Origin of the sequence: Ereboglobus sp. PH5-5 (assembly GCF_029504805.1) — a bacterium.
In the GTDB taxonomy this organism is placed as follows: Bacteria; Verrucomicrobiota; Verrucomicrobiia; order Opitutales; family Opitutaceae; genus Ereboglobus.
This window is the reverse complement of record NZ_JAQFIT010000005.1, coordinates 164,305-188,419: the sequence shown is the minus strand read 5'-3', so window position 1 is coordinate 188,419 and position 24,115 is coordinate 164,305. Positions and strand designations below refer to the sequence as shown.

General features: G+C 57.8%; 20 protein-coding genes. All 20 read right to left on the bottom strand.

The features are described from left to right. Positions 1–36: 36 nt before the first annotated feature. The 20 genes from tssI to tssA all read right to left on the bottom strand — a co-directional run bounded on the left by tssI (position 37) and on the right by tssA (position 24,104). Positions 37–2,301, bottom strand: a complete 2,265-nt coding sequence (tssI, locus tag M2103_RS04765) for a type VI secretion system tip protein TssI/VgrG (protein ID WP_277509088.1) — start codon at positions 2,299–2,301, stop codon at positions 37–39. 125 nt (positions 2,302–2,426) lie between these two features. Continuing rightward, positions 2,427–5,213 carry a type VI secretion system ATPase TssH gene (tssH, locus tag M2103_RS04760; protein ID WP_277509087.1) on the bottom strand — a complete coding sequence of 929 codons (2,787 nt, stop codon included), beginning with the start codon at positions 5,211–5,213 and terminating at the stop codon, positions 2,427–2,429. 103 nt (positions 5,214–5,316) lie between these two features. Further along, positions 5,317–6,561 (bottom strand): hypothetical protein, encoded by a 1,245-nt coding sequence (locus M2103_RS04755; RefSeq protein ID WP_277509086.1) that lies wholly within the window; start codon positions 6,559–6,561, stop codon positions 5,317–5,319. A 34-nt stretch (positions 6,562–6,595) separates the two neighbouring features. Then, the gene (locus M2103_RS04750) at positions 6,596–7,489 is read right to left on the bottom strand and encodes a hypothetical protein (protein WP_277509084.1); all 894 of its coding nucleotides are present in this window, start codon (positions 7,487–7,489) and stop codon (positions 6,596–6,598) included. Positions 7,490–7,531: 42 nt separating this feature from the next. Further along, positions 7,532–8,326: a hypothetical protein gene (locus tag M2103_RS04745; RefSeq protein WP_277509083.1), complete on the bottom strand. Its 795-nt coding sequence runs from the start codon at positions 8,324–8,326 to the stop codon at positions 7,532–7,534. 73 nt (positions 8,327–8,399) lie between these two features. Continuing rightward, positions 8,400–9,608: a hypothetical protein gene (locus M2103_RS04740; RefSeq protein ID WP_277509081.1), complete on the bottom strand. Its 1,209-nt coding sequence runs from the start codon at positions 9,606–9,608 to the stop codon at positions 8,400–8,402. A gap of 57 nt (positions 9,609–9,665) precedes the next feature. Then, positions 9,666–11,234, bottom strand: a complete 1,569-nt coding sequence (locus M2103_RS04735) for a hypothetical protein (protein WP_277509080.1) — start codon at positions 11,232–11,234, stop codon at positions 9,666–9,668. A gap of 295 nt (positions 11,235–11,529) precedes the next feature. Then, positions 11,530–12,396 carry a hypothetical protein gene (locus M2103_RS04730; RefSeq protein WP_277509079.1) on the bottom strand — a complete coding sequence of 289 codons (867 nt, stop codon included), beginning with the start codon at positions 12,394–12,396 and terminating at the stop codon, positions 11,530–11,532. Between the two features lie 161 nt (positions 12,397–12,557). After that, complete coding sequence (gene tssG, locus M2103_RS04725) at positions 12,558–13,568, bottom strand: type VI secretion system baseplate subunit TssG (protein ID WP_277509078.1); 1,011 nt, start codon at positions 13,566–13,568, stop codon at positions 12,558–12,560. A 96-nt stretch (positions 13,569–13,664) separates the two neighbouring features. Then, a complete protein-coding gene (locus M2103_RS04720; protein ID WP_277509077.1) occupies positions 13,665–14,552 on the bottom strand; it encodes a peptidoglycan-binding protein in 888 nt (295 codons plus the stop codon). Between the two features lie 54 nt (positions 14,553–14,606). Then, positions 14,607–16,487, bottom strand: a complete 1,881-nt coding sequence (gene tssF / locus M2103_RS04715) for a type VI secretion system baseplate subunit TssF (RefSeq protein ID WP_277509076.1) — start codon at positions 16,485–16,487, stop codon at positions 14,607–14,609. Positions 16,488–16,552: 65 nt separating this feature from the next. Next, on the bottom strand, positions 16,553–17,068 hold the full coding sequence (locus M2103_RS04710; RefSeq protein WP_277509075.1) for a GPW/gp25 family protein: 516 nt from the start codon (positions 17,066–17,068) through the stop codon (positions 16,553–16,555). A 125-nt stretch (positions 17,069–17,193) separates the two neighbouring features. Then, the gene (locus M2103_RS04705) at positions 17,194–18,003 is read right to left on the bottom strand and encodes a type VI secretion system accessory protein TagJ (protein WP_277509074.1); all 810 of its coding nucleotides are present in this window, start codon (positions 18,001–18,003) and stop codon (positions 17,194–17,196) included. A gap of 128 nt (positions 18,004–18,131) precedes the next feature. After that, positions 18,132–18,674 (bottom strand): type VI secretion system tube protein Hcp, encoded by a 543-nt coding sequence (locus tag M2103_RS04700; RefSeq protein ID WP_277509073.1) that lies wholly within the window; start codon positions 18,672–18,674, stop codon positions 18,132–18,134. Between the two features lie 48 nt (positions 18,675–18,722). Next, positions 18,723–19,289, bottom strand: a complete 567-nt coding sequence (locus tag M2103_RS04695) for a type VI secretion system tube protein Hcp (RefSeq protein ID WP_277509072.1) — start codon at positions 19,287–19,289, stop codon at positions 18,723–18,725. A 116-nt stretch (positions 19,290–19,405) separates the two neighbouring features. Beyond that, complete coding sequence (locus M2103_RS04690; RefSeq protein WP_277509070.1) at positions 19,406–20,080, bottom strand: type VI secretion system tube protein Hcp; 675 nt, start codon at positions 20,078–20,080, stop codon at positions 19,406–19,408. Positions 20,081–20,121: 41 nt separating this feature from the next. Then, positions 20,122–20,688 carry a hypothetical protein gene (locus tag M2103_RS04685; RefSeq protein ID WP_277509068.1) on the bottom strand — a complete coding sequence of 189 codons (567 nt, stop codon included), beginning with the start codon at positions 20,686–20,688 and terminating at the stop codon, positions 20,122–20,124. A gap of 227 nt (positions 20,689–20,915) precedes the next feature. Beyond that, positions 20,916–22,403, bottom strand: a complete 1,488-nt coding sequence (tssC, locus tag M2103_RS04680; protein WP_277509065.1) for a type VI secretion system contractile sheath large subunit — start codon at positions 22,401–22,403, stop codon at positions 20,916–20,918. 40 nt (positions 22,404–22,443) lie between these two features. Next, positions 22,444–22,953: a type VI secretion system contractile sheath small subunit gene (gene tssB, locus M2103_RS04675; protein WP_277509064.1), complete on the bottom strand. Its 510-nt coding sequence runs from the start codon at positions 22,951–22,953 to the stop codon at positions 22,444–22,446. A 107-nt stretch (positions 22,954–23,060) separates the two neighbouring features. Then, on the bottom strand, positions 23,061–24,104 hold the full coding sequence (gene tssA / locus M2103_RS04670; RefSeq protein ID WP_277509062.1) for a type VI secretion system protein TssA: 1,044 nt from the start codon (positions 24,102–24,104) through the stop codon (positions 23,061–23,063). Between the last annotated feature and the right edge of the window lie 11 nt (positions 24,105–24,115).

Below are 24,115 nucleotides of genomic sequence, written 5' to 3'. Positions count from 1 at the left end.
TGTAATGGGGGGGATCGGGCGCGGCGCGGAGGGGCGTCAGTTGATATTCACCATGGAGCCCTGGATGGTGAGGATGGCGTCGGATTTGACCTCGGCCATGGCTCCGTGCATCGCGGCTTTTGCGGTGCCTTCGAGGGTGAGGTTGATGCCGGCTGTGATGTCGGTGTTCATGTCGGATTCGACGGCCGCGCCACTCGTGCCCTTGGCGCTGAAGTTGCCCGTGGCCTCGATGGTGGTGTCGCCTGTGGAGGTGACTCCAAATTTGCCGCCGGCCTCGCTGGTGATGTCGCCTCCGCTGGTGCTGGCGATGCTGCCGTCGCCGTTGATGGCGATGTCGGCGGTGGTGCTGATTTTGATGCCGTCGGAGGTGATCGCTATAAAATGGTCGCCGACGTGGAGCGTGAGGTTTTCCTCGGCTTCGAGGACGATTTCCTTGGCCTTGAGGTAGCGTTGCTCGGTGACGGCGGTGGCGTGGTTTTTCTCGAATGTTTCGGCGACGTCCTCGGTGACTTTGAGCGAGGATTTGCCGCCGATTTCGATGACGCGGGGGCCTTTGATCATGATGTGCTGGCCGCCGCCTTCCTCGACTTCGCCCTTGGTTTCGCCGTCGGGGCCCTCGACGCCCTCGGCACCGGCGCCGATGCTGAGTTTGTGCATGCCGCCGATGGCCTCGTGATGGTCCTTGTGGATGAGTTCGAGGCGGTCGTTGAGGACGGTGAGGTGGGTGTCGTTGCCGACGTGCTCGACGCGGTCGTTGGCGGTGGTGATTTCGTGGTCCTTGCCGGCGTGGATGAGGAGTTGTTCCTCGTCTTTTTTGTCCTCGAAGCGGACTTCGTTATACACTTCGCCCTCGGGGGTGGAGTGGGTTTTGATGGTGGAGCGGGTCTTGTGGTCGGGGAGGGCGTAGGGGGGGAGGTTTTCGGCGTTGTAGAGGCAGCCGGTGATGACGGGGCGGTCTGGGTGGCCGTCGAGGAATTCGACGATGACTTCCTGGCCGACGCGGGGGATGAAGAGGGTGCCGAAGTTTTTGCCGGTCCACATTTGCGCGGTGCGGAGGTAAACGGTGCTGTCCTCGCCTTTTTTCTCGTCGTCGCGGTCCCAGTGGAAGCGGACTTTGACGCAGCCGTATTCGTCGGTGTGGATTTCGTCGTCCTCGGCCCCGGTGACGATGGCGGAGTGCGGGCCGCGGAGGTCGGGGATCGGGGTGCGTTGCGGGGCGCGGTATTGCTGGTCGGCAATGATGGCGGTGATGCGGGACTGGAAGGTTGCCTCGGCGGGGGGCTCGCCGTCGGTGTAGGGGGGATTTTCGGCGAAGATTTCGTTTTCGATGACGAGGTATTTTTGGTTAAAGGCGGTGTTGGGGTGGTTTTCGAGGGAGAATGTGGTGCCGGTGGAGAGTGTGACGGCGGTGGTGGTGCCGGTGTAGGTGTTGTGGGTGGCTTGGTGCGCGCCGAGGCGAATTTTGGCGAGTTTGTCGCCGTCGGTGCTTTCGGCGAAGATGCCGGGGTAGTCGAACATTTCCGCGTCGTCGCCGGTGTAGCCGCGGCTTTCGGTGGCGTTGGAGCGGAGGACGGTGGAGGGGCTTTTGTAGTTGTAGTCTGCGAGGACGTAGTTGCCGGGGATGGCGTTGCTGAGCACGCCCCAAGACTGGATGCCTTGTTCGCCGCGTATGAGGCGTTTGCTGTGGAAGGCGATGGTGGCGGCGTCGGATGCGTCGGAGTGCGAGCCTGGGGAATCGCAGAGCACGAGCGTGTGTTTTCCGTCGGCGTGCTCGAAGTGGTAATAGATGCCTTCCTCTTCCATGAGGCGGGACGCGAAGGCGAGGTCGCTTTCGCGGTATTGGACGCAATAGGGGCGTTCGGTGCTGCCCGAGTCGGAGGCGCTGTCCTTGTAGTCGCTTATGCCGGCGTCGGTTTTGATGATGTCGGAGAGGATGGTCTTGGTGTCTTTTTTTTGGAAGATGCGGCAGTCGGTGGTGAGCGAGGTGAGCCAGAGTTTGGGAACAATGACGGCCACGTAGCGGGCGAGGGCGCCGGTGGAGCCGGTGCGGCCGAAGGAGCGCACGATGCCGTTGATGTAGCGGGTGCCGCCGTCCTTGATGGCGCTTTCGATCTCGATGGTCACGTCCTTGCCGAGGACGTCCTTGTAGTCGATGTTGTTGTCTTCGCTGAGCATGCGGGCCTCGTATTCAAAGAGGGTGCTGAGCCGTTCAACGCCGCGTATGCTTTTGAGGAGGAGTTTGTCCTTGCCGAGCGGCGTGGTGATGCGCAGGAGGCGGTTGTCTTGTGTGTAATCGGACATGGCGGAGGGAGGATTTTCGATTTTGGATTCTCGATTTTCGATTGCGCGCTACCGCGCGGTTGCGAATGCGGGTATGGAGCGGTAGCTCCCAATCGAAAATCGAAAATCGAGAATCGAAAATATAGTTACTCTTTGTAGTTATAAACGAAGGCGCTGTCTTTTGTTTCGACGGTGATGGTTTTGATGTTCCGGCCTTCCATCAGGCGGGTGAGGATTTCGCGGCTGATGTCGGGGAGGAGGGTTTGGGTGAGGATGGCGTCCACCATGCGCCCGCCGCTTTCGTTTTCCGTGCAGCGGCTGGCGATGAGCGCGACGACGTCGTCGGTGTAGGTGAGCGTGATGCCGCGGTTGGCGGCGATGCGCCTGACGATGCGGCCGAGTTGCAGGCGGATGATGGCGCGGAGCATTTCGTCGCTGAGCGGGAAGTAGGGGATGGTGACGAGGCGTCCGAGAAGCGCGGCGGGGAAGGTCTTGAGGAGCGCGGGGCGGAGCGCCTTGGCAATGCCGTCGGCGTCGGGCATGAGCTCGGGGTCCTTGCAGAGGTTTGTAATGATGTCCGTGCCGACGTTGGTGGTGAGGAGAATGATGGTGTTCTTGAAGTCGATGAGGCGGCCCTCGCCGTCCTCCATCCAGCCTTTGTCGAAGACTTGGAAGAAGATTTCGTGGACGTCGGGGTGCGCTTTTTCGACTTCATCGAGGAGCACGATCGAGTAGGGGCGGCGGCGGACGGCCTCGGTGAGGATGCCGCCTTCGCCGTAGCCGACGTAGCCCGGGGGCGCGCCTTTGAGCGTGGAGACGGTGTGCGCCTCCTGAAACTCGCTCATGTTGATCGTGATGACGTTTTGCTCGCCGCCGTAGAGGACTTCGGCGAGGGCGAGGGCGGTTTCGGTTTTGCCGACGCCGCTGGTGCCGGCGAGCATGAACACGCCGATGGGTTTGCTCGGGTTATCGAGGCTGGCGCGCGAGGTCTGGATGCGGCGCGCAATGGCTTCGAGCGCGTGGCGCTGGCCGATGATGCGTTTTTCCAAGTTGTCCGCGAGGTTGAGGACGGACTGGATCTCGTTTTTCACCATGCGTCCGACGGGGATGCCGGTCCAATCGGCGACGACGGCGGCGACGGCCTGGTCGTTGACCGAGGGGAGTATGAGCGGCGTCTCGCCTTGGAGGGCGGAGAGTTGGGTTTCGAGGTCGCGGAGTTCGGCGATGAGGGGATCGGCGGGAGTCGCGGTTTTTGCGGGGGCTGACTTCGCGGATTTCTTGGCGGACTTTTTCTTTTTGGATTTTTTGCCGGTTTTTTTCTCGGACTGATCTGACTGAGTGGATGGATCGGACTGACCAGGTGTGGCGGGGGTTTCCTCTTTTTGGGCTTCGGTGACTTGGCGGCGGAGGGCGATGATTTTTTCGACGAGTTCTTTTTCCCTGGTCCAGTCGGCCTCGAGTTTGGCGAGGTGGGTTTTGTCGTCTTCGAGGTTTTTGCGGAGCCTGGTTTCGCGTTCGGCGTGGTCGGCGCCGAGCTTGGATTCGCGGGCGAGGATTTCGAGCTCGGCTTCCTCGATTATTATGCGCTGGCGGGTGTCGTCGATTTCGGCGGGCGTGGCGTGCTGCGAGACGGCGACGCGGGCGCAGGCGGTGTCGATGAGGCTGACGGCCTTGTCGGGGAGCTGGCGCGAGGGGATGTAGCGGTGCGAGAGTTTGACGGCGGCCTCGACGGCGCTGTCGAGGACTTGCACGCGATGGTGTTTTTCAAGGACGGGAGCGAGGCCGCGAATCATGGCGATGGCGGCGGCTTCGTCGGGTTCGTCGACTTTGACAACCTGGAAGCGGCGCGTGAGGGCGGGGTCTTTTTCGATGTGCTTTTTGTATTCGGCCCAGGTGGTGGCGGCGACGGTGCGGAGGGTGCCGCGGGCGAGGGCGGGTTTGAGGAGGTTGGCGGCGTCGCCCGTGCCGGCCGCGCCGCCGGCACCGATGAGGGTGTGCGCTTCGTCGATGAAGAGGATGATGGGGGTGGGGGAGGCTTGCACCTCGTCGATGACCTGGCGGAGGCGCTGCTCGAACTCGCCTTTCATGCTGGCCCCGGCTTGGAGAAGGCCGATGTCGAGGGAGCGGAGTGTGACGTCGCGGAGCGAGGGGGGCACGTCGCCTTTGACGATGCGTTGCGCGAAACCTTCGATGACGGCGGTTTTGCCAACGCCCGCCTCGCCGGTGAGGATGGGGTTGTTTTGGCGGCGGCGCATGAGGATGTCCACGATCTGGCGGATTTCGTCCTCGCGGCAAAGGATGGGGTCCATTTTGCCTTCGCGAGCCTGCGCGGTGAGATCGGTGGTGTAGCGATTGAGCGCTTCCTGTTTGCCGAGTTGGGCGGGCGACATGGCGCCGCTGGCCTCGCCGGGGGCGGCTCCACCGGTGGCGTCGGATGCGGGGGCGGACATGCGCGCCTCGGGCGAGCCGGAGGTGATGTCGGCGAAGTTGTCCGTGAGCGCCTGCTCCTTGACCTTGCCGAACTCGGGCGAGAACTGGAGCAGCAGCGAACGGAGGCTGGGCGTGCTGATGAGCGCGAGGAGGAGGTGGCCGGTGCGGATGGAGTTTTCGCCGAAGAGGAGCGAGGAGTAGGTCCACGCTTGCTGGGTGGCGTTTTCGATGTGCGGCGAGAAGTCGTTGATGGCGGTGGCGCCGCGCGGGAGGCGGTCGAGCGCGGCGGTGAGGTCGGCTGCGAGGCGCGAGGCATCGAGCGAGAAGTGCCGCGCGATGTGGTGCAGGTCGGTGTCCTGTGTCTGGAAGATTTGGTTTATCCAGTGCAGGAGCTCGACGTAGGGGTTGCCGCGCATTTTGCAGAAGACGGTGGCGCCTTCGAGTGCCTTATACGCGAGCGGATTGAGTTTACCGAATAGGGTGGAGCGTTGGATGGATGGCATGGGTGGTGATGGAATGTGAAATGAAAACAGGATTATTCTCGAATGGCTTTTGTATTTTGTGATTAAGAAATGATAAAAGAGAATCAGTTTGTCTTAGCATGCCTCAATCTGTGAGGACTTTTTTTTCTTGCCGAATATTTGTGCCGCTCATGTTTGCTCGCTCAATGACATCCATTGCCGTGTTTGCCTTGAATAGTTTTTTAACAAATTTTAGTTCCTCATCAATATCGGCGGCTGTGTTGGCTGAGATTTGCCCGAATTGGTTCAATTTAGCGCGAGCCGCCGCCACTGTTTCTTTGCCGCGCAGGGGCTCTTTTTTCGCCAGCGCGTCCACATATTGGCTGATGTGGCCCATCTGCCGTCCGCTCAAATCTTGCACCCTGACATTCAATGAATTCAGGCGGTCCACAATTCGCGAGGCCAGTTTTACAAAGTCGTTTTTTTTGATTTTCTTGGTTTTTCCCAAAAGTAAATTTTTGCTTTTGACAATGGACGCCAATTCCTTTCGGGCGGCCTCGGCGGATTTGAGCATGGTGTCCAGCGAGTCCAATGCTGTTTTTTGGGTTTTTTCCAGCAACTTCTCGTCGTTGATGCCCGCCTTCATGTCACCGGCGATTATAGCGGTGAGTTCCATCAGCTTGGAATTGAGCCTTTCGAAGCTCTGCCGAAGCGTTTTGTGAATGGTGAAGGCAACTTCGAATTTATGCCTCTGAACTTTGTTGGCGGATTCCAGGCGTTTCGAGAGATTTCGGATGGCTCCCTCAAAGGCCTTGATGGCTTTTTGAATATCGTCCCTTTGAGCGTTTAATTGTTGAATCCGGTTGTTTATTCCGGGGAGCGCGCGTGTGTTTTTAATTTTGTTATTCATGAGGCGGTATTCATCGCAGTCGTCCGCCTCCTTTATGAGTTTTTTTATTGAAAGCACCAATTTTGCCAGTGCGGCCTCGTCCAGTATGGTCATGTCCCTTTCAATTTTGGCGTCCAGTTTGTTACAATGCTCCTTGATGGACTTTTCGTAGTTAATCAAATCGGCGAGAAATCCCGGAATGATTTGTTTTTTCACACCGGCGGGAATGACAGCCTCCGTTTTAATGTCATCGGCCAATTTCCTCACGGCTTCAATCACAGGCGCCAGCTGCCTGGCGCACAGTCCGTCTATTTTGTCACCAGTCGCGGCTTCAAGCTCGGTCCATTGTATTTTACCGAACAAAGACTCGATTTTTTTAAGCCGGGGACCGAAGTCCACCTTTGTTGTCAAATCGGCCCCGTTTTTTTTCCTGGCGTTTTTCTTATACGCGGACCATTGGGCATGTGTGTAGGGGAGTTTTAATTGTTTTGGCGTGGCCATGATGTTATATAATATTTATAGTTACTTGAATTTGTCAGTGGGCTCCAGGAAGCCTGAAATCCCTTCCGCTGTAAGCTTTGTAGATAATTGGTCCGTCCTTGTAATATTTGGCCAGTTGCGCCTGCAATCCCGCGAGTTCCTTGGCGAGTGATGCGCATTCGCGGTGACAAGACTGGATGCTTGATGTGAGAGCGCCTAATTCCTTCTTATATTCTTTTTTGCCGATAACGGAGGCGTCTTTAAGAATTTCTTTTATTCTCCTGTCGTATTCAGCACTCACATTATACGCTTTCTCATCGAACCCCCAATAAGTGCGCACAACGCTTGCCAGATAAGCCTCATCAAAAGCGCCGAATGCCGCATCATCAAGTTGAAGCGCCCCCTTGCGCTTCTTTGCCTCCGGCGCTATTTTTTTTAGATAATCCCTCGCCTTGGCGAGCGCTTGTTTTAGCTTCGGTTTGTCAGCTTTATAGGAGTCACGCTTTGCAGTCAGCTCACTGAGAATAGCTTTTAGGTTCGCAAGGCAGGAACGATAAGCGTTTTGTTCGTTGGTATCATTTGTCCTCTTTTTTTCATCCTTTTCCTCCGCCTCATCTATCATCTTCTGAGTAATCTGCGCTCGCAGGTCCTTGTAGTATTCTTGGGCGGCATCGAGGTAATTTTTTAATTCCCTTACTTTCTTTGTGCTCATGCTTGCCAGCGGGGTCATGAGATCCAGCCTTCGTTCCCTGGCGATCGAAGCGGCCTTTTCAAGGCGGGTTTGCAGTTCCTTGAGATTCGCCGCGCTTTTCTTTTTAACTCCCAGCAGACCCTCGATCTTTGGGAGTTCTTTTGAAAAACCCGGAGGGCGTTTTCCCGGGGCGGCGTAGCCGCTTTTTTTCCAAGCGGTATAATTATATTTTGAATCAAGTTTGGACGGGAGCGCCATGGTGTGTGCTTTCTATGGGTGCGCTTGTTGATCGAGGAGTGTTTAGCGGAGGGATTGGAGTTCGCCCAGCAGCTCGGAGACTTCCTTTTCTATGTTGGAGAGCAGGGTTTGCCTTGCCGTCATGTATTTGTCCCATGCCTTATTTAGCTCGGCGCGCGCAGTGACGATTTTGGGCTGGGCCTTGGCGGCTTTCAGCACGAGAGCCTTGTTGATGACCGCGGGGGCGTTATTGCGCGAAATTGCATTGCCCATGCTGACGGCCAAATCCCGGAGGGGATGGTCGATTTTGGCAATTACGGCGTCGATGTCGGCATTGGTGGATTTTCCTGTGAGCATTTGTGTTTCCAAGAACGCTTTTTTGAGGCGATCCCTTTGCTTGATGATTTCGGCGTCCGAGCCTTGCGTGTCCGCCCTTGCCTGTCCCGTCACCGAATTGGCGTCAGGCACGAATGTTTTGATTTCAAAATCATAAAAATCGCCGGCTGTTCTGCTGATGGAATTCAGGTGCTTGGCAACCTCGCCGTCCGTTAGTTTTTTTAGATAACTGGCGGTGGCGATGATTTCCTTCACGGCTTTTTTCGCTTTTTCCCCAAATGGGTTCCAATAGTTGGTCAAAAGCGTGGCGACTTCGCCGGGGTTTTTCTTTTTCGCAAGCGCGGCGCAGTTCTTTTCGGAGAAGTAGTCCCATTTCACGGATGCGATTATTTTTTCGAGCGATTCGAGTGCTTTTCCGAGGTCGCTTTCGGGAATGTTTTTCGTCTTTTTCGACTTTTTATACGCTTGCCATTGGGCACGGGTTAAGAGGGCGGGGACGATGATTTTTTGCACGTTGGGCATGGTTGGAGTCCTTCTATTTGTATTTTTGATTTGTGTATGTGTCGCCGGCTTGATGGCGCCTTGGGTGCGGGTGTCACGCCTTGATTTCCGCAATCATTTCGGCGATCCAAGCATTCGCGCCGCCGATGGTTTCCCCGGCTTCGTTGACGGTTTGAATGCAGGTTTTTGCGAGGTTTGTATAAACAGCCATGGAATTGGCTTCGACGATCTTGTATTCTTTTGTCTTCATGAAGGCAGCCGTGAGCGTTTGCAGTTGCTTTGCCGAGGCTGAGAGCTTTGCGACCATGTTCTTGATCTCCTTTATCTTGGAGGTTGCGTCGCGGCGCAGTTCCGGGTTTTTCGCCATCATGGCCACTGGCCCTTTTCTTTTTTTCCATTCCGCCACGAGTTTATCCGTTTCCGTGTCCACCGCCCCCTCCAGCTTCTTCAATTTGGCATAATACTTATCCAGCAGATCGAACTCTTTCACATTGGTTTTGGGTCGCTTGCCCTTGGCCGCCTTGAGCAGGGTTTCGGCGGCGTCGATCAGGGCGGGCGCCTTGCCGAGAGCATCTGTGAACGGAGCCATGGCCTTTTGGCACTCATCGTGAAGCGATTTGAAATAGCTTTTATACATCGAGATGCCGGCGGGCATCGCTATTCTTGCGCCGGGCGTGGCATCTATGATTTTCACACCGTTCTTGACGTCCGTTTTCAAGGCATCGATGCGGGTTGCGAAGTTTTTGATTTCGGCCTCCGTGATTTGGCGGTTTTTATCGTTTATAATATCGTTGATGTTTTTTATCAGCGTCTTGGCGCCGGAGGCGATGAGCTTGAAGCGGGCGATCATCATTTTGCGCGTGCCGAGGGATTTTTCATAGGCCGCGTAGGCTTCGGCCACATTTTGGCCAAGGGGCCTGTAATGGTTGCTCAGATCGAGGACGGCCTTGTTGAGTTGCGCCTCCATCTGGCCGGCGGCTTTGCTTATTTTCTGGGCGTCAGACTTGCTGGCGAGGCCGCTGCCGACTTTATAATCGGCGGATTCGGCGATCGCGGCGTCGCCCAGCGCCTTCAGCGCCGCGCGCATGGGCGTTATGTGGGCCTTGACTTGCGCCGCCATGACGGCGTTCCAGTTCTTAATATCAACGTGGTTTTCGGGAATATCAAAATCGTCCGGGGCAATGTTGGCGTAGGCGGTTTCGACGGCGGTGAGGAGGGCTGGAACTTTGGATTTTTTGGAGCTGAGGAGTTTCCAGTCGTTTTTCTTGAGATTTTTGAGGAGGGGGGGGAGTGAGAGTTTCATCGCAGTGGTATGTGTGTTGTTTATATTATTTTAATGGATTGTTGCGTGTATTGCGAATCACGCTTCCTTGGCGGCTTTCTTGAAGTCGGAGATGTTGTCCTTGAGGTCGATCAGGCCCTGGGCGACGTCGATCATGTCCTCGGCGTCCTTGAGGCTGACGACCGAGGTGACGAGGTTCACTATTTCGGGGAGCATGGTGAGTTTGCCGAGAACCTCCTTGTCCTTCTTTAATATAATCTCAACGGCGGGTGCGCATTTTTTAATATTCGACTTGTTCTTGGAGTATCTTTTGGAGAGGGAGATTATTTTTTCCAGGAGGGCGTCGAGTTTGGCCTCCAGTTTGGCCATGGCCTTCGGGTCGCCGCCATTGACGCTGAATTCGAGATTGGACTCCATGAGCGGGGGTAGCGCCTTGGCGGCCTTGGCGGCGTTGTAATGAAGGCCGGCGGTTTTGTTGTCCCATAGCTCGACCTCGTCCTTGAGTTTTCTGGCGGTGTCGAGGAGGGGGATGTCGAGGGTGTCGATGGCGAGGTTGAGGTAGGCCTCCTTTTTCGCGGCGGTTTGATATTTAGCGAGCAGTTTGGCGGCGGTTTTTGTCACGCTTTTTCCGGAGCTTTCGACCTCCTTGCCGAGGCTGTATAAAACCGCGCCCAGTTTCGCGAGTCCGGTGAGGGTGCCGACGATGGCCCCGGCGATGGCGGCGGGGCCGCTGGCCCCGGCGAATTTGAGGGCGGAGAGGGCGACGCCGAGGCCGCTTTTGGCGACCTTCTTTTTGCTTTCGAGCTTGTAGGCCTTGTATTGTTTTTTCGCGGCGGTGAACTCGCGCCATTTTTCCTGGGGGATTTTGTCGAGTTGCGTGTAGAGGGCGTCGAGTTTCGACTCCACGGTCTTTTTAACCTTGTCGGTGAAGGAGACCCGGGCGTCCGTCTGGAATTTGGGCAAAACCTTGTCCGCGTTTGTTATTATATTGGTGATGTCCCTGATGGTGTCGGTGACGGCGGTTCCCATGGCGTCGGAGATGACGGCGGTTATGTAGGCGTTTTCCTTGCCGCCCATGTCGGGCATGCTGATGTAGGTGACGACGAGGGAGGGAGGGAGGGTGAAGACTTTGCTTTTGGTGGCGTCGTTTATCTTTTTCCCGATGTCGCCGTAGTTTCTTTCAAACTTGGTGATTCCGTCGATTTGGAGGGCGGCGGAGGCTCCGGGTTTGAGCTTGGAGATGTCTGCCATGAAGTTGTATGCGGTGATGGCGGAGACGAGCTTGAGGGCGTCGGCTTTTATGGCGACGATGAGGTCGAGGGATTTTTTGGGGATGGTTTTTGATTTTTTCCAGTCGGACTCGGTTTTGGAGGCGGTGGTGACGAGGGCTTGGGCGGCGGCGGCGAGGGGTTTGATTTTTTTTGCCTCGGTGTCGGCGCGTTTTTTGAGGTCGTCGATGAGGGCGTCGGTCCAGTCGCGGGTGGCGCGGGGGGTGAAGACGGACCAGTCGATGGCAGTGTGCGCGGAGTCGAGCTTTTCCATGGCGGGGCCGATGCCGGTGGCTCCCTGGAGTTTTGCCATGAGACCCTTGTTTTTGTCCCAGTTGGATTTGGTGAGAGTTTTGGGGATGAGAATTGGAGAGGGCATGGTGGTGCAGTTTTTGTTGATTGTTTTTGAGGGGGCTGGAGCCGATGTTGTTTAATTAGTGGCTATGGGGGATAATATTTTGGCCGCGGATTACTTGGCGCGGCGCAGCCGCAACCGAAGTTTCGAGTTTTTATTTTGACCACGGATTACACGGATTATCCCCGATGACAAACCGGGCGTCGCAAGCGACGCCCCCCCACTGTGTTTATTCGTGTAATCCGCGGTCATGTATTATTGGGGGATATAAGGCGGAGGGCGCGTGCTTAGAATTGGGCGCGGCGTTGTGGTGTCATCGTCACAGTTTTATCGGGCCGACGTCGTCAGGGAGTGTCTTGGCGTCTTTGAGGAGGGAAACCACAAGGAAGAGCGTTTCCGAGAGTGTGTCTTCGGTGACTTTCTTGTGGCTCATTGCCCAGGGGCTCAGGTCTTGCTGAATTTTTTTGGCTTTCGCCAGAGGGTATGAGGAGATGTTGAAGAGTTCGGCCATGGTGATGCGAGCGCATACTTGGACGAGAGTGCGACGGGCGATGTTATCATCCGATGCCTTGTTGAAGGCTTCGACGGCTCCCTTTTTATCGGTTTTGAGCTGCTTGCCGATGTTGGCTAGAAACGCGATGTTTTTGTCGGCGCAGGAGCCTATTTTTATGGTGAGGGCGTATGCTATTTTGCCGTTCAGCTCGGTGATGGATTCCTTGAGAAGGTCGTCCCAGAATTTCACCATGACATCGGGCTTGATTTCCCCCGAGAAGAAGAGGGCGTCGACGGCGATTTCGGCGGCGGCCTTGGAGGCTTTCGGGTATTTGGCGTCGGCAAACATTTTGGAGGCTTCCTTTGCCGTTTTGTGGAGGCTGATGGCGGCCTTGTATAGTTTGGACATGGGGCCGCTTTCGACGGAGGCTTTTTGGGCGGCCACCGTTTGCCTCAGCATGTTAAATTCCTTGATCACGGAGGGGCCGGCGTTGCCGGCGAGTCCGTCAGCTTTGATTACGTAACCGGATATTTTTTTATAGGCGGTCCAGTCCGCTTTTTTATACGCGTCTTGAAAGCTTTTGATGGCCTCGGTAACGCCCGATGGTTTTTTCTTAGAGAGAAGCTCACGTTTTTTATTCCATGAGTTTACGTCAATACTGGGCGGGGCTGGCGGTTGTTTGAATTGCGGCATTGTGGTGGTGTTTTTTGTTAATGTTGTGTTATGCGAGGCTTGTTTTTTCGGAGGGTGTCTCGCGTGGTTTTCAAGGGGAAGAATGCCGGGCGCGGGGCGGAGCGGAAATATATTGTGATTACAATGGGCGGTTTTGTTTGTAATCCACAGGGCGAGGGCCGTCAGGTTTTTGGCGTGACTAGGAGGTCGCCGTGGTTGCGGGTGGGCGGGTTGGAGTGGAGCCAGGTGGTCCAGCCGAGTTGCTGGCCGCCGTCCGCGCCACCGAGGCGGAGCATGGGGATTTCGTCGGCTCGGATGACGAGGCGGGCGTCCCAATAGAGTTCGGCTCCGGCATAGTTTAATATCCAGTCGCGGAGGCGGCGGAAGGATTCGCCGCGGGGCAGGAGGCGCTTGTAATCGGCGTAGCGCATGGGGCCGAGGTTCACGCGGAAGCTGAGCTGGGTGTCCCAGACGCGGGTGCCGATGATTGCGTTCTGGCCGAGCGTGGAATCGGTGGTGCGTCCGCCGAGGCCGCAGTAGCAGTCCTTGGGCAGCGGTATCCAGCGGCCGACTAGGGTTTCGATGGTCGCGGGGACGCTGAAGAACTCGGAGATTATGGACTCAAGGCTTTCGATGTTGCGCGTGGGGCAGGAGAGGCGTCCGGTGTAGTAGAGTTTTGCGTTGAGGGGGATGCTGTCGTTTTCGGTGGGCGCGGGGGCGTCGTCCGCCGCGCCAAACATGGCGCCGATGTAGTGGGAGAAGGTTTGCCGGTCGGGGCGGTCGAGGTCGGCGGAGAGTTGGTTCACCATCCATGCGCGGTAGAAGAGCGCGATCATGCGGTGGTGGAAGATGTCGCAGAAGGCGGCGAAGGTGCGGTCGCCGTGGTGGCGGTCGCGGCTGCGGGCGTGCTCGGTGAGGTGGATGGGCAGGGGGCCATTGGGGCCGAAGAGGCCGAGGAAGTTTACGTAGAGGCGCGGCGGGGCGGTTTCGGTCGCGGGGGAGAATGACTCTATGGGGGTGCGGGCAAAGACGAGTTCGGGTTTCTGGCCAAAGCGGATGGCTTCTTGCGCGGGGGTGTAGGCTTCGCCGGTGCGCGGGAGGTCGGGGTGCGCGGCGTCGAGCATGCGGACCGCGCGGTAGAAGTCCATGGAGGTGATGGAGGACTCGGGGGAGGCTGGTGTTTGCTCGGACATTGCGGAATGGGACTATGTGGAACCGGTGGGACGGATGGGACGGATGGCGGCGATTTTGGCGGGGCTCAAAATCGCCGCCGTGCCAGGCGGAGGGTGTTATGCAAGGCCCGCTTTTTTGAGCAGGTCTTTTCTTCCTGATTCCGTGAGCAGGGTTTTGACGGCGTCCTTGCAGTGTTTGTAGAAATATTCGGCTGTGTGCTTGGCTATCGCCTGCCCGGAAGCTCCGCTTAGGTTGTGCATGTGTTTCGTGCCGGCATTGCTCAGGGATGCGAAGAGCAGAACCCTGATGGCGCCGCTTCTTTTGATCGCGGACTCCACGTCTTTCGTTTTCAGGTCAACGTTGACGGGCAGCGCAGTCACCAGCGCGGAGGGGATGCAGTGGGCAAACTTCGCATCCAGCTCGTAAAACGGCCACAGCGGGGCAAGATACTCGGCGATGTCCTTGGCATAATTCGGGTGGATTTGCCCTTTGGTAAAGATGGCCCATTTCTTCCAGCTTTGCTTTCTGCCGTAGTCCGCATAGCCCTTGCCATAGCCATTGAGCCAATTGTGGCATATCGTGGCTTTTTTCCCGTCATTGAACAAATTGCTCCAGATCCCGGTGCCTTTTCTTTTTGTGATTTGCAGCATGTTAGCGATAACATCGTGCCGGACAGCCAAGTCCCAAAGCGGCTCCATTTTTTCCGGTTTGGCCTCCTTTTTTTCCTCGGCTTTTTCCTCCGCAACCACACCGCAATAGACGGCGAGTTTTTTGGCCTTGCTCGTGATTTCAAGCAGTTTTGCCGCCGTCTCAGGGCCAACCGTGCCTTTCTTGTCGCCTTTGATTTTGTATTTCGACTGAAAGGCCGCGACCGCTTTTTCGGTTGCCTGGCCAAAGTCTCCATCGGGTTTGAGTTTGGGGTTGGCCTTGCACTTTTCGTTGAGTATTTCCTGGAGGATCGTGACGTAGTCGTTGTTGACGCCTTTTTTTAGTATTTTTGCCATGATGGTATTATTGGGTTTGGGTTGTTGTGCTGGCTGCTGTCGCTGGTTTTTCGCCTAGAGCACCGCGCGTTTTCCCGCCGTGGGTTTCCATCGGGCAATTTCGCCTCGTTGTTCGGTGCGGATCACGGTTTCGGTGAAGGAGTTTATGGTGGCGTATTTGGTGAGGAATTGCTCTAGGACGCTCGCGAGGAGAAACACGCCGGTGCCTTCGAAGGCGGATTCGTCGAAGGTGAGCGTGACTTCGAGGCCGCGTCCGAAGGTGATCGGGCCGGGCGTGGGCGAGCGGCGGATCACGGGGCGGGCTTGCACGGCGGTGAGGCCTTCGATTTGGCGGGCGAGCTCGCGGTTGTCGTCCTCGATGTAGAGTTTGAGGATGTCGCGGAGGGCTGTGGAGTTGCGTCCGTCGGCGGAGTTGACGAGCGAGGTGTAGTTGAGCGAGAGGTGGCTGATGAGGCGCCAGGTGAAGCGGCCCTCGGCCATGGAGGGGTGCGGTTCGGTGGGGCCGGCGATACAGCGGATGCCGGTGATGGGCGCGCTGGTTTCCATGGTGAAATCGGCGGTGGTGACGCCGATGGCCATTTGGATGGGGAGGTGGCGGTTGGTGCAGAGGGCCTGGATGGCGAGCTGGCGGAGGTCGGCGCGGTAGGGGGCGGCGTTGGCATCGACGAGCGAGATGAAGACTTCGGTGCCGGTGTAGTCGCTTTTTTTGCCGAATTGTTTTTCGCGGGCGGTGAGGATGCGGGGCTGGCGGATGCTTGTGTAGTAGGCGGCGGAGGTGAGGTCGGTGTCCTTCGCCATGTAGAAGGGGTTGAAGGTTTGTTGTTCGTCGGCGGTTTCGCCGAGGCCGCGCACGGAGTCGATTTGAAAGATTTCAAAATCGAGGGGGCGGTTGCGGTCGGGGACGACGTGGAACTCGGAGAGCCATTCGGAGAGTTGGATGCGGTCGAGCGACTTGGGGAAGAGGTTGATGACGGGGGCGCAGTGGAGGGCGAAGTTGGAGGCGTCGATGCGGTTTTCGAGGCGGGGTTCCTGTTGCGCGAGGGGGATGACGATGTCGAGTTGCGTGTCGATGGCGCACTCGGCGGCGAGGTTTTCGGAGAGGTTGCCAACTTTGAAAAAGAGGAAGCGCTGGGGGAACGCGAAGTATTCGCGGAGGAGGCGGTAGCCCTCGAAGGAGCGCGGGCTGGGGGGCAGGAGCGCCTCGTTTTCCTCGAGGCCGACGCGGGTGACGTGCTCGGGGCCGGAGATGGAGACGATTTTGCCGCGTCGGGCGGGGGACTGGACAACGACGCCGAGCTGGTGGGCGATGATTTGCTCGAAGATGGAGGCGGGGAGGTCGCTCGCGCCGGTGAGGTGGAGGACGAGTTCGTTGAGCGCGATTTTGTTAAAGGTGAGTCCGGCGGTGGCCTTGATGCGGATGCGGATGGCGGCCTTGGCGCCGAGGTTGCGGGGGAGGTTGAGGGCGGCGACGTCGCGGGTGTAGTAACGGACTTCCTCGATGCGGACGGGGAGGAGGTTGACGTCGTGCGCGGTGCGGAAGGTGCAGGGGGTGCGGTCGCCTTTGCCGAGGATGCTTTTCAGGATGGAGCCGCGTGGGATGACGGCGCCCTTGGCGAGGTTGGCCTCCTTTTCGTCGGCGGCGAAGCGGACGATGGCCATCGAGGGGATGGGGGTGAGGAAGTGCGGGTAGATTGTTTCGAGGAGCGACTGGGTGAAGCGGGGGAACTCGGCGTCGAGCTTGAGGTGGACGCGGGCGGCGAGGTAGGCGAAGCCTTCGAGGAGGCGTTCGACGTAGGGGTCGGGGCAGGTGTCGGCGCCGGCGGTGTCGAGCGCGAGGCGTCCGGCGATTTTGGGGAACTCCTGCGCAAACTCGGCCGCCGACACGCGGAGGTGGCGGAGTTCGTTGTTATAATAATCGAGGAAGCGTTTGTCCATGTGGCGACGTAAGTCGATTTAAGTCGACGCGAGTCGATATAAGTCGAGGTGGTGTTGAGTGTTGTTTATTTTGCGCTAAAGCTGCTGATGGCCTGGCCGGCGCCGGCTTCGATGTCGACCTGGGTTTTGATGAAGAGTTTTTCGGGGATGGGGTTGGCCCAGAGGTCGCCGCGGATTTCGAAGCTGACGAGCTGGTTCAGCATGGTGGCGCGGACGGAGAGGGTGCTTTTTATGATGCGCGGCTCGAAGACGCAGATGGCGTCGTAGAGGGAATCCTCAAGCGCGCCCATGTCGGGGGCGGTCAGGCCGAAGAGGTGGCGGATGCCGAAATTAAAAACGGAGCGCTCGACTTCGGGGAAATCGCCGATGCGAAACTCGGTTCCGGGGCGCGATCCCTCGACGGGGAGGTGCGCGCTGGTGCTGAAGAGCCAGGTGAGGTCGCGCAGGACGCCCTCGCGGTAGGCTTGCGAGGAAATGACACGCGCGTTGCGTCCCTCGACCTTGCTTGCGGAATTGTCGTCAAGCAGGCGGTCAAGGAGGCACGGGTGGATGCGTTTGAAGTGTTGGTCGTCGGGCGGCACGGAGGAAATTTAATTTTCGATTTTTGATTCTCGATTTTCGATTGGGAGCTTCCGCTCCATTTCCGACCTCGAGATCGCGCGGTAGCGCGCAATCGAAAATCGAGAATCGAAAATCGAAAATGTTTTTATGTTTCCAGGTCGATGATGCGGAGGTCGAGGATGGGGTGCTCGGTTTCGTCGGTGGCGAACATGCGCTGGCCGGAACCGACGGTGAAGTTGCCCGGGAGCTCGGTCCATTGTGTGAGACGGGAGAGCGCGCACTTGGAGTCGGGCGCGGAGTCGGGGGCGCCGACGGGAGCGTAGCGCACGGGGATGAAGCCGGCGCCTTCGCCGCCGTTGCTCCAGACGAATTGCGCGGGCGCGAAGACGAGGTCGATGAGGTTGCCCGGCGCTTCGAACGCGATGCGTTTGATGCGGCTCATGGGCACCCAGTAGTATTTGCCCTCCATGTGGAGCTCGATGACGGGGCCGAGGCGGGTGTCGGCGTCGGCGATCCACTCGAAGGGTTTGCCGTCGATTTTGCCCGAGGTGGCGGGTGCGGCGTCGAATGCCTGGTCGCGGAGCGCGGCGGCGGCCTCGGGCTTGCCTTGTGCGAGGAGCTGGTTGGCCTGCATGAGGGGCGCGAGCCATTGGTCGGGTTCGCCGAGGATGAGCGGGGTGCGTTTGCCGGCGAAAACTTCGGCGCGGAAAACCTCGCACTGGATTGCCATTTGGTGGAGGCGCGTGGTGACGCGCGCGTCGGGGTCGTCGGGGATGAGGCCGGCGTAGATGGCGAGCTGGTCGAGCGCCTTTTCCCAGCGGCCGAGCACGCAGTTGAGCTGGTAGAGGAATGCGCGGGCCTTCGGGTCGGCGGGGTTGGCGCGGACGGCGGCGTTGGCGGCCGCGAGCGTGGCGTCGAGGTCGGCTTGCTTGAGGTGGTCGGCGGGATCGGACATGATGGAAAAGCGGAGGGTGGAGGGAAATTACGGCAAACGGATATGAAACCCGCGTCGTGCAAAGCCCGCAAGGCAGCGCAGGGCGGGCTCCTGCGCTGCGCTGTGCGATATGCTGGCTATCACAACGATCAACCGGCTTTCGTGCCGGAGTTTTCGACACGATCCCAGAAGAAGTTGGCAAGCTGACCTGTGGCCGCGCCAGTTCTGGCGTCGGTCTTATAATAGGTATAGGCAACCTTGCCGTAGTTGAACTTCAACGTTTCCGAGGGCATTTCATCGCCGCTTCCGGTAATATTGACTTCGGTGATCACGATATTGCTGTATGTGATTTTCAGGTAACGCGTGGGTTTGCCTTGGTCGCCTTCGCCAGCGGCGCGATAAACCATGACAACCGCCCTGTTTATATGCTTTCCGGAGAGGCAATAAAAAAGAAGGGTGCCCGAGGAGATATCCAGCGACTTTCCAGTTTCGAAATCCTCGAAATTGGCGCGTCCCACTGTGACAGCCCCGGTTCCCGAGCGGTTTTCAACGAGGGGCATGTTGAGGTCGAGTGAAAACGAGTTTATTTCGATGGGGCCCGCGCCCGCCGGGATCTCCGAGGCGCTCTTGCCCACCTCGCTAGTGGAGTCGCCCTGAACGCCCTCAATGTATAGATATGCTTCTAATGCCATGATGTTATAGAGTTGGTTTTAATTGTATATTGGTTGATATTATTGATCTCAGGCCTTGCTTCCCGAGTTTTTGATGGTGCTCCAACTGAACACGCTTTTTTTGCCGCCCGGAGTGATGGCCCCGGTTTCCTCATCCACGCTAAAACCATTGTATTTGTATTCAATGGAACCGTAGGTGATCGATATCTCCTCCTCGGGAAGGTCATCGCCCGCCGAGCCGGAAAACTTGTAGGCGCTGATGACCGCGCCTTGCAAGACGACAGTGAGGAATTGGTGGGGCTTGTGCTTTGCGCCGCCCTCGTCGAGCGTGGCAAAAAGATTAACCACGATTCGCTTGAAGATGGTGCCCGCGGCGGCGTGAAACGCCAGGCTCATGCTGGTGGCGTCCGCTCTTTTCTTGCAGGTGAAAGGCTCGAGTTTGCCTTTTCCCGTGGTGGCGGCGCCTGTGCCGCCCGAGCGGGCCGGGGTCACCGCCATGGTGGCGGAAAAACCGTAGTCGGATATGTCTATCCACCCGGAATTGCCGTCGGCGCTGTCCGTTTGATAATTCGCACTAAGTTTGGCCTCTCCTTCCACTTTGGGTTCGAGAAACCGCATGTATGCATCGAATGCCATGATGTTTTATATATTTTCTAAGGTTGTGAGTTTGGTTGCCCTTACGCGCGTGAGGCGGTTTTTTGTGTCAGGAGACTGGCGGCGCGGCGCCAGAAAATCATGTGAAGACAGGGTTGTTACGGGGTTGAGAGTTTACTGGCGGAATCCGTGTCCTCGGAGAGAAAATTCCATTTCAAGTTTTGCCACAAGTTCTGCTTGGGCTGCCTTATGCAGGAGGTCACCATTTCAAATTTTATGGTGAACGTCTCCACCATGTTGGAACTTGTGGAGGCGGTGACGGAGAGACTGGATATTCGGCAGTTCTCCAATACATATCCCAAATAGGCTTCGCGGCTCGCCTTGTCTCCTTCTTCGGATTGGATTTGGCGGCAAATATGAACCTCCACCATGCCTTTAATATATTGGTCTGTGGCAAATTTTGAGCATTCTTGGCAAAGGTTGTGCAGTTTGGGGCTGGTGGCATCGAGCCACTTGTCGACAGTTATTTCTCCGTCCGCCTCGGCGGCACTCTCCCTCATCGCCGGTGATCTTTCCCCGCGAGCCCACCTTTCCAGGCGGTTTTTGATATGATTGAACCTCTTCTTTGAATCGCTGGTTTGGCGCGGCACGCCCGCGCCTGTCTCACTCGGGGCATCGTCTTCCCCGCTCTGCCTGTTCGTGGTTTCATCTTCGACACTGGCCTCGGTCTTGAATTTGAATGAGCGGATCGGTATCCATTCCTTCCCATATTTTTCGTCCGTGGACTCGGAGTTTTGGATTCCGGGAATTTTTATATAGGCGTAGATTGGCATGTCGGTTGCAGGTTGGGCGCGGGCGTGGTTGAATAGGGGTTTTATTGGATTTCCGCTTGCGTGCCGAAATCCCAGCCGAACTCCGTGGATTCCTCCGGGTGGAAATGTCTCATTTTCATTTTCTTGAATGTAATGGAGATTTTTTCCTCGGGAATATCGTCAGCCTCGAAGTCGATGTCGGTGTCGTAACTTGTGATGGAGCATTCGTAGAAAACGTATTCAAGAAACGTCTGGAATGTGTCGATAACACCATCTTCATCCGTGTCGACCCAGCGGCACATGTGCAGGGTTATTTCCTGAAATATGTGGGCGGACGCATTTTTCCCTCCTTGGTTTTGCAAGGAGTTCTTTTTCATGCAGCGGATGAACAATTCATTGGATGCCGCATCGATGGGTTTTGTGATTTCAATTTCGGGATGCTCTTTGGCCAGTGAATAGTTGAATCCATATACTTCCGACCAGCCCTCGTGCGGCTCTTTCTGTTTGGCAAAGCTGGTGATGAGATCGAGCAGGCCGCCATTTTCGTCGTGGGTTTTGTCGACACAGTAGCTGCCTTCGATATCGTCACACTTCATATAAGCGTCGATGAGGGTTTCTTTTGAGGACATGGGCAGGGAGCAGTGGTTTTAGTTTTAATATTAAATTGAAGGTGGGGGGCGGTGCGGGGGAATAAATGATTTTGTGATTACAATGAGACGGTTTGTTTGTAATGACCGCGGCGCGGGTTTGCAGTTTACTGTTTACAGTTAGGGCGCTGCCGTGCCGAAAAAAGGTGGAGAGTAGGCGGGCTGGCGCGCGGCGTGTATGGCCGCCGCGCGCCGAATCCGGTTGAGGGTTATTTCTTGGCGGAGGGGAGCTTGGAGACGAGGCGGAGGGAGACCGTCAGGCCTTCAAGTTGATAGTGCGGGCGCAGGTAGAACTTCGCCGAGTAGTAACCGGGGTTGCCGGCGACGTCGTCCACCACGACTTCGGCGGCCGCCAGGGGGAAACGGGCCTTGGCGTCCTCGGAGGCGGTCGGATCGGTGGTGACGTATTGGTTTACCCACTTGGAGAGCCAGTTTTTCATGTCCTCCCTTTCCTTGAAGGAGCCGATCTTGTCGCGGACGATGCACTTGAGGTAGTGCGCGAAGCGGCAGGTGGCGAAGAGGTAGGGGAAGCGCGCGGCGAGGTTGGCGTTCGCGGTGGCATCCGGGTCCTCGTATTGCTGCGGTTTGTTGAGCGATTGCGCGCCCACGAACACGGCGTAGTCGGTGTTTTTCCAGTGCGAGAGCGGGAGGAAGCCGTTGGCGCCGAGCTCGGCTTCGCGGCGGTCGGTGATGGCGATTTCCGTGGGGCATTTCATGTCCACGCCGCCGTCATCGGTCGGGAAGCTGTGCACGGGGAGGCCTTCGACCATGCCGCCGGACTCGGCGCCGCGGATGCGCGAGCACCAGCCGTAGGTCTTGAACGAGCGGGTGATGTTCGTGCCCATGGCGTAGGCGGCGTTGGACCAGACGTATTTGTTGTGGTCGTTGCCGGTGATGTCCTCCTCGAAGGCGAACTCCTCGACGGGGTTTGTCTTCGCGCCGTAGGGGATGCGGGCGAGGAAGCGCGGGAGGGTGAGGCCGAGATACATGGCGTCGTCGGATTCGCGGAGCGAGCGCCACGAGGCGTATTCCGGTGTCTGGAATATCTTCGTGAGGTCGCGCGGGTCGCTGAGTTCGCGCCAGGACTCCATGTTCAGGAGCGTGGGCGCGGCGGCGGCGAAGAAGGGCGCGTGCGCGGCGGCGGCGATCTGCGCCATGCCTTGGAGCATTTCGATGTCCGGGGGCGAGTGGTCGAAGTAGTAGTCGCCGATGAGCGCGCCGTAGGGCTGGCCGCCGGGCATGCCGAATTCCTCCTCGTAGATTTTCTTGAAGAGGGGGCTCTGGTCCCAGGCGGTGCCTTTGAACTTCTTGAGCGTCTTGGCGATGTCCTTTTTCGAGATGTTGAGGACGCGGATTTTCAGGGACTCGTCGGTTTCGGTGTTGTTGACGAGGTGCGAGAGGCCGCGCCAGGCGCCTTCGAGCTTGGTAAAGTCCTCATGGTGGAGGATGAGGTTGATTTGTTCGGTGAGCTTTTTGTCGATCTCGGCGATGATGGCCTCGATGGTGTTGATGGCGTTGTCCGAGATGAGGGTGGTGGCGGAGAGGGCCTGCTGCGCGAGGGTTTGCACGGCGGCCTCGACCGCGGTCTTGGCCTCGTCGGTCTTGGGTTTGAACTGCTTGTTGAGCAGTGATTGGAATTCGCTGTATTCGGCGGTCGCTCCGCCGCCAGCGGCTTGTTGTTGGGCTTCGTCGGCCATGGTTTTGTTTAGTTTAGAGTTTAGGGTTTAATGTTTGGAGTTATTTGGCTTCGTCGGCGGGTTTGGCGGCGGCGGAGACGGATTGGAGGAGGGCGGGGTCGTTGAGGAGCTTGGTGATGAGGTCCTCGGCGCCGGTCTTGCCGTCCATGTAGGTGAGGAGGTTCGAGAGTTGCTCGCGGGTGGTGAGGAGCTTGTTGAGGGCGTCCACTTTGCGGGCGATGGCGGCGGGCGAGAAGTCGTCCATCGACTCGAAGTTGAGCTCGACGTTGAGGTTGCCTTCGCCTGTGAGGGTGTTGGGCACCTGGAGCGTGACTCGGGGTTTGGCCGATTTCATGCGCTCGTCGAAATTATCGACGTCGATCTCGAGGAATTTGCGGTCCGCGACGGGGTCGAGGGGCTCGGCTGGATTGCCCGAGAGGTCGGCCATGACGCCCATGACGAACGGGAGCTGGACTTTTTTCTCGGAGCCGTAGAGTTCCACATCGTATTCGATCTGGACTCGGGGGGCGCGATTGCGCGCGATGAACTTCTGACTGCTTGCTTTTGCCATGTTGTTTTAGGGGGGTTGGTTGTTGTTGTGGTTGGTTAGTTGTTTGTTGGTTTCCTAACGAGTTGTTTTAAGGCGGTGTTTGTGCCCGCAATAAAAGGGATTTGGAGTCAGTATTCTTCCTCGGGTGGTTTGGCTCCTGTGATGAGGGTTACGCGGTCCATGGCGTCGGGGGTCATGTCCTTGATAATTTCCATAAAGCTCATGGGGACAAGCCGTTTTACGCGCTCGAGCATGAGGGGGATGGGGCTCGCGGGTTCGTTTTGCGCGTAGTAGCGGATGATGAGGTCGAGGGTGCGGACAACGTCCTCGCGCGAGGAGATGCCGCCGGGCGCCGAGGCGCGGGCGGGGGCCGCTCCTCCTGCGGAGGCCGGCGCGGCGGCGGAGTCGTCCGAGTCGGCGGACGCACCGGCGCCGCTTTGGTGCGCGTCGATGGTGTTTTTGATGCGCTGGAGGTCGGCGATGAGGATTTCGTAGTTGGGCCAGGCGGAGGCGGAGAGGGTGTCGGTGAAATAGTTGTTGATCGCCTGGGCGCAATCGAGCGCGGTGGTGATGTTTTCGAGGGTCGCCGAGACAAAGTCGGGCGGGCTCTCGCTAAACGCGCCGTCGATGATTGCGGTCGAGGGGGCGGGGTTGCCGTCGAGCATGGGGACGTTGTCGCGCGCGGCGAGGATGGCGTCGAGGCCCCAGTTGCCGGCTTGCACGGATTGGGTGATGGGGGTGGTGCGGAGGACGGCGATCGTTTTGTAGGGGTCGCCCGCGGTGCCGACGGGGGCACCGAGGACGTTGAGGGCGTTGACGCGTTCCTGCGGGTCGTTGTTGTCGTCGGGGTCGAGGCGCGGGTAGATGCCTTCCCATGCGGTTTCGAGGTAGTTGCGGATGAGCAGGAGGCCGGCGGCAAAGCCTTCCCAGCCTTTGAGGCGAAGAAGGACGTTGGCGTAGGCGGCGGCGACGCGGAGGTCTTTTGACTGAGCGAGGAGTTCCTCGCATTTTTCGCGGACGGCGCGCCAGTCGGCCTCCTCGGCGGGGGCGAATTGCGTTTCGGGTTTGCCGGCGATGAGGCGGTCGAGCTCGTAGATGGCGCCGCTGGCTGAGAGGTCGGCGCCGGCGGGATCATCGCCGGGGATGGGGGACAGGTATTTCTCGATGTTCATGGTGTTGGTAT